We start from the raw sequence: 14352 nt of genomic DNA, 5'->3' as shown, positions 1-14352 counted from the left end.
TTCGCAAGCTTTCAGGACGTATCTTTGATCGGGCTCATCATCTCACCCCCCAGTGAAATAGTGCGGCAGGGCTGCCGCGAATTTGGGTTCTTCGCCTCCCCATTTTCAGTTCGTTTATCGTCCCCCTTTTCCGCCTTCGATAAGGCTGTATTCATATCACCGTTAAGCACATTGGAAACAGATTGGCTATCTTTTTTCGAGGAGATAGATTTATCGTGATACTCGGTCATCCCAGAAATGATAGCGTTTCCAAAATGTTCACTAGCGATATTCGCCAAATCGTTGCCGGTTATTACTACAACAAGCTCTACAGGCTCATCCAATTATGGGTTTCACGCCACCCGGACCACGGTTTGTTCTCCCTTTTTCCCTACAGTGCAAGCTTAATGAGAAGCGGCGAAGCAGCTGCAGCAGGCAGTCCGCTCACTCAATTTACTGTCTAACGTCTTCCTTGTAAACGGATTCACTTTTTTGATCCGATTTTTTTTGAATCTATTGATTCGCCTTTGTGTTCATTATAATATACACGTAAAAGGGGGGAACATGATGGATTTGGCTAGTTTTTTGCACGATACTGCTAATGAGAATTTAACGACCATTCCCGGTATCTTGATTGCGGACCGCTATGAGCGCTCTTATGGCTACAAAGTAAAACGTTCCAAAGGGACGAATGATTTTTACTTAACGTATACGTGCTCGGGGAAAGGAATCTTTTATAATGGAAAAGAGTCATGCGAGTGTGCGGAAGGGGAAGTCAGCATCATCATACCGGGAACGCCCCATTACTATGCAACCGCGGAAAATGAGATTTGGCAGTTCTTCTGGTGCCACTTTATTCCCTGCGAACCGTGGATGCCTCTATTGCAGCTGCCCGAACCCATCAAAGGGATCAAACGCATCCGAATTGACTCTGAACTCATGAACGTGCGCCTTTCTTCAGCCTTCTCCAACCTGGTTCAATACACGCTGGAAACCGGACCGTTGTCTGAACGCCTTGCCATCAACGCATTGGAGCAAGTGCTCCTGCTCATTGCAAGCAGCCGCGCCGACAAGCTGCAGCATATCGACCCCCGCATTCAGGAAGCTCTCGACCTGCTGTCCAATCATTATTACAAGCCTTATACCGTTGCTTCATTAGCCTCTCACGTAAATTTATCCCCATCCCGTTTTGCCCATTTGTTCAAGAATCAGACCGGCGAGTCCGTCATGGAAATGCTCATTAAAATCCGTTTGCAGCATGCCAAAAAAAGGCTGGAGCATACTCCTCTATCTATAGCGGAAATCGCCGCAGAGGTAGGATTCAACAACCCGTTTTATTTTACACGCCAATTCACTTCATTTTACGGCTGTCCGCCGGCTGCCTTCAGGAAGAAAGTAAAATCGCTTTAACTCCTTCCGCCACGATGAGGAGTCTCAGGGTGACCGCATTCATCTCGCTGGGCCAGCTCTCGACAAGACGAATGCCGCCTTTTTACTGCTTTTGTTCAAGCTCCGCCAACAGCCGCTTCACTACCTCGACCGTATCGGCAAACAATGGACGATAGTCCAAGCCTTCTATGAAGGTCAAATAAGCCTTCGCTATAGACACAACCTGCTCTTCGTACTGAGACGCTTGCACGGTGTATGTTCCAAGCTCCCTGGACGGCCCCTGTTCTTTCTCCTCCAGCTCTGTCAATTCCAGCAAGCCTCCGTCCAGATGTCTCACCCTGTAAGAATACGCCCTGCATTCCGGATCGCCGCATCCGCAGCAAAAGAATGGAATCCGCTGCCAAAGGTCGGGCGCCGACCAACGATAAGGCTCCACATCAGACCGTGTGCTCAGCAGCATGGCGGGCAGTCCGACATCCACGCACAAAGGCTCGTCAATAAGCAGCTCCCCGTCGATTTCCAGCTTGACGTCCGCTTGGATGATTTGTAGTTCGGAGTCCCATGACCATCCCGAATAACGCAATTGAAACATAAGCTTCTCTCCTCTCGCTGCCAATCCATAATGCCCTTGCTTATTCTCTTCATTATAAAAAAACACAGCAAGCTTGTATAGAAGTCGACAAAGCTTGTTGAAGCCGTGTTAATAATTTCCAATTATTTCATGCGTATAATTTCACTTTTGGTACATACTACCTAGTGAACGGAGGTGATTACAATGGCACAAGGACAATCCCGCAGCAGTAACCAACTAGTTGTACCTCAAGCGAACCAAGCTTTAGACCAATTGAAGTACGAAGTGGCACAAGAATTGGGAATTCAAATTCCTCAAGACGGTTATTTTGGTTTCATGGCAACCCGTGATACGGGTGCAATCGGGGGCCACATCACTCGTCGTCTTGTTCAAATCGCTGAGCAGCAATTGGCAGGCAAGTTTACAAGATAATGATTCACTTCCATACTTACGCCAGGGGCGACTCCTACGAGCTGCCCCTTTTCTTGTACCAAATGAAAAACCCCGCCGACCTGTCGGCAGGGAAACCATTTTAAGCAAAGCTCAATCCTGCAATAAATAATTAAGAAAATAATAAGAATGAAAAAAGAAATAAGTGCTGATTCAAGCCATCAACGGTTTTTTTGTAATATAGATCATACATTCTGGTATTGCAGCTTCCGTTTTTTCTCCGCATCGGCAAAAATGCTTGCCATATTGTAATTCGATTCAAAGGCAATGCTCGTGCACAGCGTGTTCTTCTTCATGGCAAATTCGAATAAAATCTCCCCGTGGGTCCATCGTTTCAACTTCAATGATTCCAGCGCCGTTTGGCGAAACGATTGCACATGAACCTCCGATAAGCCTGAGTCCATGACTTCCAGCTGGTTCCCTCTGCTCTCTGCAGGGAAAGCCCTTACCCCGAATTTACCGATAACATTGTTACGGATTTGTACGAATACCGTCCCCGAAGTCAGATGTGCCAGTTCATCCCTAATCTCGCGGAATACAAAGTCCAGCTGTCTGGCTAAAGGCACATTTTCTAAAATCATCAACATCCTCCTATCTAGTTCGTTTGTAGTACACTTACAAAATCTTCATGTTTTTCTAGGGCTGTAGCCCTATTATATGTAAAAATTATACGTTTATCAACAATAAATAACAATTTTCAGAAAACTTCCCATCGTTCAACAAAATCCTACAAAAACAGACAACCGCCAGTCTGCGATTGTCTGCCCATTTCGTCTATTCTATCCCTCTTGGCGTTGAATTTTTGGTTCGTTTGGTTAAGCCTCATCGCAAATTTCTGCATTGATTTCAATGATATTTCTATCGGGATCGAGCACATAAATCTGAGGGAAGCCCGCTTTGGGATAAGGCCTCGCTTCATGCGGTATGCCATTCTGATTCAGCCATTGGATGGCCTCTTTATAGCTGCGCACTCGAATAGCAAAATGACCGTCCCGCGTATGAATTTCCCCTTCTCTTAAGGTTTCGCCGTTATGAACAATAAGATGCAGCTGCTGCCCGCCAGACCCAAGTGAGTACCATGCACCGGGAAAATCAAACGGAGGGCGCTCGATCTCCTGAAGCCCGATAATGTTCTTATAGAAAGCCTTTGACCTCTCCAAATCCCGTACGCATACGCTGACGTGGTGTATTCCTTCAATAGTCATCATGTTTCATTCCTCCAACCTGTAACTGTATAGGGCTTCCTCTATTGTAGTACTTTTATGACTTTTGGCATATTCCCGAAATTATCAAATACAGCCTGTTCCTATGCGCTCCATTCGTCCTACATTCTCCGTTATTGCTAGGACAAAGGGTATAGACCATGGTACTATTGGGTGATATAATTCTTCATAGTAAGATTTTAACATTTCATTCCTGAAGGGGACATGCTGATGAACTGGATTCAAGGCCTATCATTTAAAAAGAAACTGCAGTTCGGCTGCTACACGCTAGTCGCCATCTACTCCATCGCCTTGCTGATCGTCATTATTCAAAACTCGGAGCATCTGATCGCGGGCATTTCATTTCTCGTTCTTATGATTGCGTTAACCTTTCCTTTTATAAGCTGGTTTGAGAGAACGCTTACAGAGCCAATAACTACGATTTCACGTGTTGCTATCAACGTCTCCAAAGGGGACTTCTCCCAAAAAATCCAGATTCAAAGCAATGACGCTTTGGGCGAGCTCGGCACTTCCTTCAACAAGATGATGGACAAACTCCGCGAAATTCTGCAGAATACAGGCGATATGTCGAAGCATGTCTTCGATTCGAGCCGCGACATTTTCCTTAAAAACGAAAATTTACGCTCTGTTCTTGAGCAAGTCGCTCTTTCTTCCAACGAGCTTGCCTCCGGCGCCAATCAAATCTCGGAAGAAATATCGGATATCTCTGTAGCGACCAAGGATATTGAGCAAAAGGTAACCACCTATACCGCATCCACCAAAGAGATGGATTCCCGCTCCGGACAGATGCTATCCCTCGTCGAAAAAGGTATGAAGGCCGTCGAAACACAGAGCGAGGGCATGAAACGCAACGTAAACGCTACATCCAACGTATCGCAAACCATTGATCAGCTGGCGCAATTGGCCAACGGGATTTCACAAATGACCCGGACGATCTCCGATATCGCCGAGCAGACGAATCTGCTCTCGTTAAACGCCTCTATTGAAGCGGCGCGTGCCGGCGAGCATGGAAAGGGCTTTGCCGTTGTGGCCCAGGAGGTCCGCAAGCTTGCAGAGGAATCAACCGTCTCTACCAAGGAAGTATTCCAGCTGGTTAAGGGCATTGAGGAAGGAATCCGACAAGCGCTGGTCCATATGGCGGAAAACGAGCAAATCGTCCACCAGCAGACTCAACTGATCACTGAAACTGAAACCGTTTTCGCAGACATTGTACACAGTGTCAAATTCATCTCGGAGCAAATCGCCTCCTTCGCCCGAGAAAGCGATCAGATGCTCGGCAGCGCACAACGCATCTCCGCCACGATGGAGAGCATTTCGGCCATCACCCAGCAATCCGCCGCAGGCACCGAGCAGGTATCCGCCTCGATGAACGAGCAAATCAACGAAGTGCAGGTTATGGTTGCCCAATCCGAGCAAATGACGAAGCTGGCAACCCAATTGCAGCAAACGATGCAAATCTTTAAGCTATAGGCCGCCGCATACGTTTATTGACTAACGGTGGTAACAGGAAAGCCGGGGTGCGCAGCACCCCGGTATTGGTGTTGAGAAGCCTATGTAGCTTGAACCACTGCCCGCTTACTCCGTCAGGCTCATGAATGCTTTGACATCCTCAACCGATAAATCCATCGCCCGCTGCCAGAAATCCGGCTGACGGAGGTCGACACCCAGATGCTTCTGCGCCAGCTCCTCCACCGTCATACTGCCGGTGTCGCGCAGCATCGCAATATATTTATCTTCGAAGGACTCTCCTTGGCGCAGCGCTTCGGCGTAAATCCCGGAGCTGAACATGTAGCCGAACGTATACGGGAAGTTATAGAACGGTACCTCCGTAATATAGAAATGAAGCTTGGAAGCCCAGAAATGCGGATGATATTCCTCCAGAGCATGGCTGTACCCTTCCTTCTGAGCTTCGATCATAAGCTCATTAAGGCGCTCTACGCTGACAATGCCCTTGGCCCGTTCTTCATAGAACCGGGTTTCAAACAGAAAGCGCGCATGAATATTCATATAGAACGCTACTGAGCGCTGGATCTTGTCTTCGAGCAGCGTAAGACGTTCTTCCTCCGTCGCCGCACCTTTGACGGCTGCATCGGCTACAACCATTTCAGCGAAGGTCGATGCGGTTTCCGCCACGTTCATGGCATATTCCTGCGCCAATGCCGGAAGGTCATTCATTACATGCTGATGATAGCCATGACCCAGCTCGTGGGCAAGAGTCGCTACATTGGACGCTGTTCCTGAATAGGTCATAAAAATTCGCGTTTCCTCCGCTATCGGGAACGAGGTGCAGAACCCGCCGGGTCTTTTGCCGGGACGGTCCTCTGCTTCAATCCAGCCCTTCTCAAAGGCCATAACGGAAAAATCGGCCATCTTGGGACTGAAACGGCGGAACTGATCGACAATCAATTGGGCTCCCTCATCATAGGTGAAATGCTTGCTTCCTTCGCCGACAGGAGCCTCTACATCATACCAGCTCAGCTTCTCGACTCCGAGCAGCTTCGCCTTGCGTTCCAAGTATTGAACGAAGATGCCTTTGCTCCGTTCAATGACTCCCCACATCGCATCAAGAGTTTCCTTCGACATCCGGTTGATCGATAAAGGCTCCTTATGTATCGTATCCCAGCCGCGGCGCTCGTAAAGCTTTAACCGGAATCCGGCCAGGTGATTCAGAGCATCTGCACAGTAATCGGCGTGCTCCCCCCATTGCTGCTCCCACAGCTGGAACAAGCGCTTCCGAACGGACCGGTCCGCACTGTGCATACGGTTAGCCGCTTGCCCTGCCGACAGCTCGATCGTCTCTCCGTTCTCCTCCCAAGGGATTCGGAATTTGCTGACGGTCGTATTATAGGCTTCACCCCATCCGTGGTAGCCGTCAATCGCCAGATCGTTCACCAGTGCTTCCAGCTCGGGAGGCAGCTTGTCAGCCGCTTGCGAGCGGCGCTCGGTCAAAGGAAAAGCGATGCTCTGAAGCTCTGGAGCTGCCACCAGCTTCGCCCAGACATCATCTTTGATCTCCGTCAATAATTGATCAAATCGGGTCAGCTCCGTTGCATAGGATGCCGATAACGTCTTGATCTTGCCTGCCAGTATGATGGCCTTTTTATCCGCTTGATTCTCAGCGGCCAAGCAGCCGACGAAGGAATCCGCTTCCCTGATTTTTTTTAATATGGATTGCAGTAAATCGATAACCGGTATGAACACGGCGGCATCGGCGGTTTGCGGTGCCTTGAACCCATCGAGGATAACCGATAATGACTTCAAATCCTTCTCAAGTGCTTCCAAAAAAGCATGAAACGCCGAGGAGCCGCTTCCGCCAGGGAAAAAACGCTCCAAATTCCATGTCTGCTGCAATGGTGTTTTCATGCAAACATCGCACCTTTCCTAAAAATTAGATACAATACATATTAAACCATAAAAAATGCGGAACCCAAAATAGCAAATCCACCATATTTTGGTTGAATTGTTATCGCGGGTGTGTTTAAATGGTGACTATAGATCTATTGACAGGAGTGAACGGCAACATGAAACCATTACAGATCTCGCCCGAAACAGCGCAAAAACTGGCAAAACAGCTTAACGTTCCTTTGGAGCATCTTATGCATATGCCCCAGCATATTTTAATGCAGAAGCTTGCAGAGCTTGCTAAAAGCGCTTCCAGCAAGGAAGAAACCGATGGCGGCAATACGAAACAGGAGCCTTAAGCAATGATTCCATTTCATAACACATGGCCCTACGAGCAGATCCGGCAGGATATTTACGTCCATGAGTGCCCTTTTTGCAATGAGTCTAACGTACTACTTCCCTTCAAGAAAAAAGATTTACAGGAGATTATGGATGGAGCCAAGAAGCTCCTGGTATTCCGATGCTGTCATAACAAGATCACGATTATAGGTGCCGATCAAGATTATTTGCTAGCCAATCAGCCTTTACGAAACTTGCGCTGACGGAAGGTTCGTGCAGCGTACGCTGACTCTGATCAGGAGTGGAATAAGAAGCATGTACTACATTTCCTTTACGCACGCCTGCACCTTGATTGCTCTCAACTATGTGGCTTTAAAATTGAAGAACCGGATCCTTATCGAACGCTACACAACGTTCATCGCCTCTCTATTGACGGGGATAGCCTCGATTATTACAATGCTGCAGCCGCTGCCTAATGACAGCCTGTTAACCGATTTACGGTTTGCTCCTATCGTTATGGCCGGCTTGCGGTTCGGACCGGTGGTATCGCTGCTGTCCGCCATCCTTCCTTCGTTATACATCTTTCATATGGATGAACCGCTTGCTGTCGTCAGAACCATGCAGGATTTAATTCTGCCCGCCGTCATCAGCTCGCTGTTCTATAAGAAGGATCAAGATAGCGGCTACGCCATGATTTCATTTCAAGACGGCCTGAAGATCTGCTTCCTGCTCGCTGCAATCCGGCTGGGTCTCGAATATTATTTACGGCACGAGCTGAGCGCCGGTCTCCTGCTGTCGCATGCAATTATGCTGGTGCTGTCCATTCTGGCGATTCAAGTTCTGATCGTGATGTATAACGATGACAACCGGTCCCAGATCTTGCAGCGCCGCTTCGAGCTTCTAGCCAATCAGGACGGCCTGACCGGACTGCCTAATTTGCGGAGCTTCATGAGCATTGCCCGGAATACCTTCGAGCAGAGACCGCTTTCCATCATGATGGTCGATATTGATAATTTCAAGCGCTACAACGATACGTTCGGTCATTTACAGGGAGACCAGCTGCTGCGCGAAGTCGGGCAGCTTCTCAGCTCCCTGATCGATGAACGCGATTATGTAGCTAGGTACGGCGGAGAAGAATTCATTATCATGAGCCACTCCGTAGATATTTCGCGGTTGGAGCACTATGCGCACAGGCTGTGTAAAGCGGTTGCAGAGCATTCCTACCAAGCCAAGAGCGCCCTTCCGGTCACCATCTCCGTTGGCATTTCCGTTTCCGACAGCGCTAACAAGGATCTGCTGCGCATCATATCCGAAGCGGATGAAGCTCTCTACCAATCCAAGAACAGAGGAAAAAACCGCTATACGTTCTATGCACCCGAACCTTCCCTGGCAACAAATAACGCATAATGCTTCATTCGATCCCTGAATGAGCACTATGCGTTATTTATTTTCCGTATGTAAGCTGCCTTGCTTTTACTCCATCATTTCCTGAGGGAGCTCCAGCCTCTCCGCCAGCATCTCCTCACGGGTAGCCGCCCACTGTTCGCGGGAGGCTCTGATCATAGCGGCATCCATGATGCGTTTATCGTTGATGACCCGGCCGAACCATTTGACCGCTTCATTATAGTTTTTGAGCCTGCGGTTCAAATCCCCCATCAAATACATGAGACGGGCGTTATTAAGCTCCGCACCTTCTGTTTCATACACGCTTGTGTAAGCGTCCAGCGCGAACTGAAGGAACCGCTGCTCCTGCTCCGTGTCATGCTTGTAACGGTACAGCCAGGCGATATGGTGCAGCAGGCCCGCGATGACGCGCCCCTTTTCGTTCTTAATCTGGGCGCAAAGCAGGGCCAGCTTATAAGTATACAGCGCGTCTTCCCAGCTTCGCTCCTGCCCGTAATCCTTCATTGACCACTGCTCCGCCACCTTGGTCTTGAACAGCTCTCTCTGAGCCGGCAGAAAGTGAGGGGATGTATTCTCCGTGCTGGCGTAGCCGCAGGATGGACATACCCTGACGACATAGTAATCGGGGTTGATGTCTTTATAATGAATACAAAAATCCGTATCCGTCTGCTTCGCTTTCTTGAAGCTCGGCCTTACTCTTGACGTCTCGAAGGTTGCTTCGCAGTACGCGCATTCGACCTTCACCTGAAATAAAGGCTCGACCACAAGTCCACTTCCTTTGTCATGTAGTTTATCCATTGGCGCAATAAGCGGATGGCTGCCAAACCATCCGCAAGTCATGACTTTAATCGAACCCGAAACAAAACGACCCGATCAGCTGTTCACGAAATGATAAGCAGGCCCCTTCAGCCTTTCGAGCACAAACTCCTGAAGCTCAGGAGCAAGCCCTACTTTGGTGAGCGCCTGCTTCATGCAGCCAAGCCATGCATCCGCATGCCGGGTTGTAATTTCGAACGGCATATGACGCGCACGCATCATCGGGTGTCCATGTACATCTGAATAGAGGGATGGACCTCCAAAAAACTGCGTCAAAAACATATATTGCTTTTCCATTACCGGATCTATATTTTCCGGAAATAAGGGACCGATTAACGGATGAGCTTGTACCAGAGGATAAAATTCCTCTACGATACGGCGAAACGTCGCTGCCCCTCCCAATGCCTCATAAGGCGTGATGTTCTGCGAATCCTGCTGACCGGACATCTCGTCTTCTCACCTGCTCTTTTTTATAAAATGGATCTATCCCTTGTTCCTTCTATATAACAAAAAAAGATGCTAATGCTCCACGCGATTAGCATCCAGACTTAGAAGAAACCGCAATATCCGAAGGGCATCAGCTTTCCAAATCCTCTTCACCGGAGGTCATTAAGGTTTCCCTAATGACATATACGAACGCACATACGAGAATTCCAGCAATCACACCTGTCATTTGACCAACTCCTCATTCTCATATTGGTACTATTGTACCATAAATCAACGTTAAATCCAGCCATTCTACAGTAAAATATCATATTTTTCTGACAGTTTGTCCCCGCTTCCCGGAGGCATGTCTCCCCAAGATCATTCATATAAGTAAATGATGGTTGTACAATTTCGGAGTCGATTTGCTGGCGCAAAAACTCTTAGCTTATGCTTCCGTCGCCAGTTTTTGCTGGCGCAAAAACTCTTAGGAGGATCTACCCATGAAAAAATATGGCTCGATAACGCTCATTTCGCTGATGATGCTGTCTCTGATGTGCCTGATGCTCCTGTTCCCGTCCGAGGTGTTTCGAGCGTCTATCAAAGGGGTAGCCATCTGGTGGGACGTTCTGTTCCCGGCCTTATTTCCCTTTTTTGTCATAGCCGAAATGATGCTCGGGGTAGGCATCGTTCATTTCTTCGGCACGCTGCTGGACCCGTTAATGCGGCCTGTCTTTAGAATTCCCGGCATCGGGGGCTTTGTCGTGGCAATGGGATTCGCGGCAGGCTACCCGATAGGCGCAAGGCTTACCTCGCAGCTGTGGGACCAGAAGCTGGTCAACCGCGAGGAAGGCGAGCGGCTGGTTTCCTTCACCACCTCCTCGGACCCTATCTTCTTGATCGGAGCCGTATCCATCGGCTTCTTTCACGATGCGGGACTAGCCGGCATTCTCGCCACGGCACACTATGGAACGGCGATGCTGCTTGGCATTATGATGCGTTATCACGGCAGGAAATCGCCTATTCCCGCCTTACAGCCTGGCCCTCAAACGGACAGTACCTCGTCACAGCCTATATGGCTCCGCGCGTTCAATGCGATGCACACCGCCAGGATGAAGGATGGCCGGCCTTTAGGAGAGATGCTGAAGCAGGCTGTCACCTCTTCCCTCTCGCTTATTTTCGTCGTCGGCGGACTGGTTGTCTTCTTCTCCGCTGTTATGGAAGTGCTGGCTTCCGCGCATATCATGAACATTTTCTACATAGGGATTAATGCGGTGCTTCAACAGTTTGACGTTCCGCTTGCGCTCTCCCAGGCGGTTGCAAACGGATTTTTCGAGGTTACGCTAGGCGCCAAAGCGGCCGGAGGAGCCGGTGCGCAAATTCCGCTCGTTTATAAGGTCGCGATCGCAGCCTTCGTTCTATCCTGGGCCGGGTTGTCCGTGCATGCCCAAGTGGTCAGCCTGCTTCAGCGGACAGATTTAAGATATCTTCCCTTTTGCTTGTCCCGACTGGCTCATGGCCTTATGGCTTTCACCGCCGTATTCCTGCTATGGGAGCCGATGCAATCGACCCGCAGCACCTTGGCCGCTATGGTTCCCGACATGGACGTCACTTCCCCTTTGACTACTTTATGGCAGTTTACGCTGCCGTGGGGACTCTTGACTTTTGTCAGCGTCATGCTTGCGCTTGCCGTGTTATTGTGCCTGTACTATGTGGTTAAGCAATGTATGAAGAGATTGATATAACAAGATAATAAGACCGTCTAAAGACGTACGAACGTAAAGGATGGTGGTTCTCATGAATACGAAATTTCCTTATGCGGATTTGAAGCTGCCCAAAGCCATAGAGCGATTGCCGGAAATAGCCTACAACCTGTGGTTTAGCTGGAATTCCGAGGCGCTTGAGCTGTTTGCCCGAATAGACCGGAATCGTTGGGACCAATTCGTGCATAATCCCGTTCGTTTGCTCATGGAAACCGAGCCGGAGGTATGGGAAGCGTTGATTCATGATGAGGACTTTATCCATCATTATGATCGGGTTATTCAGCAATGGGATGACTATTGCCACGAGCAGACCTGGTTCCAGAAGACGTATCCTGATTTCGTTTCCTATAAAATTGCGTACTTATCCGCCGAATTCGGCTTCCATGAATCGCTTCCTATCTACTCGGGCGGCCTCGGTGTATTGGCCGGAGACCACTGCAAATCCGCAAGTGATCTGGGAATTCCTCTTGTGGGTATCGGACTGCTGTACAAGAAAGGGTATTTTAATCAAAAAATCGATGCGGAAGGCAGACAACAATCGGATGCGCTATCCTACGATTTCTCCAAACTCCCTATTCTCCCGGTGCTGAACGACCATGGAGAGACGCTGATGATTGAGGTCCCTCTCGCGGATCGAATAGTCAAGCTGCAGGTATGGCAGGTGCTTGTCGGCCGGAATATAAACTATTTGCTCGATGCGGATATCGAAGGCAACAGTCCATGGGACCGGGATCTGACCGGTCAGCTGTACGGAGGCAATCAGGATGTCCGCATCGCGCAGGAGATCTTGCTCGGAATGGGCGGCGTAAAGGTACTGAGGGCGCTCAAGGTGCCTACCGCGGTGTATCACATTAATGAAGGGCATGCCGCTTTCCAGGCTATAGAACGGATTCAGGAGCAGCTCGAGGCCGGAATTCCTTTTCATGTGGCGGTTGAAGTCATTCGCGCGAGCTCCGTCTTTACTACGCATACACCGGTTCCTGCCGGGCATGATGCATTTCCTCTGCCTATGGTGGATTATTATTTCAGCTTTTTATTTTCCCGCTGGAAGGAGCATAAACATGCTTGGATGAAGCTTGGGCTGGAGAGTTCTAAGCCCCTGTTCAACATGACGCATTTGGCCTTGAATACGGCGGCTCTCCGCAACGGAGTCAGCAAGCTCCATGGTCAGGTGTCCAGGAATATGTTCCGCTCTTTTCACGGCAATATCGGCGAGAAGGAAGTGCCTATCGGGCACATCACGAACGGTGTGCATTTGAGCACCTGGCTGGCGCCTGAGCTTAAGGAGCTGTACAGCCGCTTCATGCCGGGAACCTGGCTTCGAAACCAGACGAACACCGATTTATGGCGATCCCTTGATTTGATTCCGTCAGAATCCTTATGGGAAGTTCATATGCACCTGAAGGAGAAGCTGATCCGCCTGGCCAGGGCCAACCTTCGGGAGCAGCGGAGACGCAACGACCTGCCTGCTGATAAGGTTGAGGAAGTGCGCGGCCTCCTGAACCCGCAGGTGCTGACCATTGGATTTGCCCGCAGGTTCGCTACCTACAAAAGAGCGAATCTGATCTTTAATGACTTGGACCGCTTGGATCGCTTGATCAATGATCCGGATCGTCCCGTTCAGCTTTTGTTCGCAGGCAAAGCCCATCCTGCCGATCACCCCGGTCAGGAAATGATCAAAGAAATTTATCGCGTATCTCAAATGGACCGGTTCCGTGGAAAAATCGTCCTTTTGGAAAATTACGATATGAACTTGGCCCGTTATTTGGTTCAAGGCGTTGACGTGTGGCTGAACAACCCTCGCAGACCTTATGAAGCGAGCGGGACCAGCGGGCAGAAAGCTGCCCTGAACGGCGTTATTAACTTCAGCGTGCTGGACGGCTGGTGGGAAGAAGGCTACGACGGCAGCAACGGCTGGAGCATCGAAGCCAATAATGATGCCGATTGGCAAACCCAGGAACGGGAAAATACGGAATCGATCTACCGGAAGCTGGAGCAGGAAATCGTCCCCCTCTATTACAATCAGGGAAAGCTCCCTCATCAGTGGGTAGCCCGGATGAAGCGCTCCATCCAAACTCTGGCTCCTGTCTACAATACGGACCGGATGGTGATGGATTATACGAATCATACGTACATCCCTTCGTTAAAAAGGACACTGGCCTTCTTAGCCGAGGATTATGATATGGCGACCAAAGTTGCGGATTTCAAGCAGTTTATTTTTGCCAACTGGCATTATGTTCGCATCCTGGAAGTGAACGATAACGTGAATAAGACAGCGGAAGCCAAGTCCCCGTTAACTGATTCCCGCCAACAGTTGAAGGAAGTTACCGCTACCGTAAGGTTTGGTCCAGTGTGGTATAAGGATACCCGTGTGGAGCTCGTATACTACGAGGAACGTCCGGACGGATGGCACCAGGTCGTAGTGGCTATGGAGCCGACCAAAGAACTAGAGGAACGAACCGTTCAATACAGGGCCGTTATCCCCTCTCATCTGCGCCATAGAGCTCATTTCTCCGTTCGGGTTCACCCGGTAAGCCCTAATTTCGCTACCTCCTTCGAAGTACCTTTGGTGACAACTTTGTGAACGAATCGCTCCCTATTAAAGACCATTTAGGTCTTTAGTTGGGGGCGATTTGCCTTTTCCGGTTCATCC

Annotated in this window: 15 protein-coding genes; 9 read left to right on the top strand and 6 right to left on the bottom strand. The window is 49.4% G+C overall.

The window, feature by feature from the left end:
* Window positions 1-215: 215 nt before the first annotated feature.
* Together ABEA66_RS03290 and ABEA66_RS03285 are read left to right on the top strand one after the other, a co-directional pair.
* A complete protein-coding gene (locus ABEA66_RS03290; protein ID WP_345586004.1) occupies window positions 216-443 on the top strand; it encodes a hypothetical protein in 228 nt (75 codons plus the stop codon).
* Window positions 444-543: 100 nt separating this feature from the next.
* Entirely contained in the window at window positions 544-1389 is an 846-nt protein-coding gene (locus ABEA66_RS03285) for a helix-turn-helix domain-containing protein (RefSeq protein ID WP_079912677.1), read from the top strand.
* An 82-nt stretch (window positions 1390-1471) separates the two neighbouring features.
* Here the strand turns inward: ABEA66_RS03285 and ABEA66_RS03280 are convergent, their stop codons facing one another.
* Window positions 1472-1960, bottom strand: a complete 489-nt coding sequence (locus tag ABEA66_RS03280; RefSeq protein WP_079912678.1) for a hypothetical protein — start codon at window positions 1958-1960, stop codon at window positions 1472-1474.
* A gap of 183 nt (window positions 1961-2143) precedes the next feature.
* Between ABEA66_RS03280 and ABEA66_RS03275 the strand changes: the two genes are divergently transcribed.
* On the top strand, window positions 2144-2371 hold the full coding sequence (locus ABEA66_RS03275; protein ID WP_079912679.1) for an alpha/beta-type small acid-soluble spore protein: 228 nt from the start codon (window positions 2144-2146) through the stop codon (window positions 2369-2371).
* 203 nt (window positions 2372-2574) lie between these two features.
* Here ABEA66_RS03275 and ABEA66_RS03270 read toward each other — a convergent pair whose 3' ends face one another.
* The gene (locus tag ABEA66_RS03270) at window positions 2575-2970 is read right to left on the bottom strand and encodes an O-methyltransferase (protein WP_079912680.1); all 396 of its coding nucleotides are present in this window, start codon (window positions 2968-2970) and stop codon (window positions 2575-2577) included.
* A 234-nt stretch (window positions 2971-3204) separates the two neighbouring features.
* On the bottom strand, window positions 3205-3597 hold the full coding sequence (locus tag ABEA66_RS03265) for a VOC family protein (protein WP_345586002.1): 393 nt from the start codon (window positions 3595-3597) through the stop codon (window positions 3205-3207).
* A gap of 225 nt (window positions 3598-3822) precedes the next feature.
* Here ABEA66_RS03265 and ABEA66_RS03260 point away from each other — a divergent pair, with 225 nt between their 5' ends.
* Entirely contained in the window at window positions 3823-5082 is a 1260-nt protein-coding gene (locus ABEA66_RS03260; RefSeq protein ID WP_345586000.1) for a methyl-accepting chemotaxis protein, read from the top strand.
* Between the two features lie 105 nt (window positions 5083-5187).
* Here ABEA66_RS03260 and ABEA66_RS03255 read toward each other — a convergent pair whose 3' ends face one another.
* Complete coding sequence (locus ABEA66_RS03255; RefSeq protein WP_345585998.1) at window positions 5188-6975, bottom strand: M3 family oligoendopeptidase; 1788 nt, start codon at window positions 6973-6975, stop codon at window positions 5188-5190.
* 158 nt (window positions 6976-7133) lie between these two features.
* On the opposite strand from ABEA66_RS03255, the gene ABEA66_RS03250 reads away from it, so the two are divergent.
* The 3 genes from ABEA66_RS03250 to ABEA66_RS03240 are packed head-to-tail and all read left to right on the top strand — an operon-like array spanning window position 7134 to window position 8700.
* Window positions 7134-7313: a YycC family protein gene (locus ABEA66_RS03250; protein ID WP_079912683.1), complete on the top strand. Its 180-nt coding sequence runs from the start codon at window positions 7134-7136 to the stop codon at window positions 7311-7313.
* A gap of 3 nt (window positions 7314-7316) precedes the next feature.
* Complete coding sequence (locus ABEA66_RS03245; protein ID WP_079912684.1) at window positions 7317-7556, top strand: hypothetical protein; 240 nt, start codon at window positions 7317-7319, stop codon at window positions 7554-7556.
* A 52-nt stretch (window positions 7557-7608) separates the two neighbouring features.
* Window positions 7609-8700 carry a diguanylate cyclase domain-containing protein gene (locus ABEA66_RS03240; RefSeq protein ID WP_345585995.1) on the top strand — a complete coding sequence of 364 codons (1092 nt, stop codon included), beginning with the start codon at window positions 7609-7611 and terminating at the stop codon, window positions 8698-8700.
* A 66-nt stretch (window positions 8701-8766) separates the two neighbouring features.
* On the opposite strand, the gene ABEA66_RS03235 is transcribed toward ABEA66_RS03240, so the two are convergent.
* Window positions 8767-9462, bottom strand: a complete 696-nt coding sequence (locus ABEA66_RS03235) for a DUF2225 domain-containing protein (RefSeq protein WP_345585993.1) — start codon at window positions 9460-9462, stop codon at window positions 8767-8769.
* Between the two features lie 108 nt (window positions 9463-9570).
* Window positions 9571-9960 (bottom strand): globin domain-containing protein, encoded by a 390-nt coding sequence (locus ABEA66_RS03230; RefSeq protein ID WP_079912687.1) that lies wholly within the window; start codon window positions 9958-9960, stop codon window positions 9571-9573.
* Window positions 9961-10439: 479 nt separating this feature from the next.
* Here ABEA66_RS03230 and ylbJ point away from each other — a divergent pair, with 479 nt between their 5' ends.
* Together ylbJ and glgP are read left to right on the top strand one after the other, a co-directional pair.
* Window positions 10440-11681: a sporulation integral membrane protein YlbJ gene (gene ylbJ / locus ABEA66_RS03225; RefSeq protein ID WP_345585991.1), complete on the top strand. Its 1242-nt coding sequence runs from the start codon at window positions 10440-10442 to the stop codon at window positions 11679-11681.
* A 52-nt stretch (window positions 11682-11733) separates the two neighbouring features.
* A complete protein-coding gene (gene glgP, locus ABEA66_RS03220; RefSeq protein ID WP_345585989.1) occupies window positions 11734-14283 on the top strand; it encodes an alpha-glucan family phosphorylase in 2550 nt (849 codons plus the stop codon).
* Window positions 14284-14352: the final 69 nt, after the last annotated feature.

Origin of the sequence: Paenibacillus vulneris (genome assembly GCF_039543185.1) — a bacterium.
Taxonomy (GTDB): Bacteria; Bacillota; Bacilli; order Paenibacillales; family NBRC-103111; genus Paenibacillus_S; species Paenibacillus_S vulneris.
This window is presented reverse-complemented; position numbering and strand designations above follow the sequence as displayed.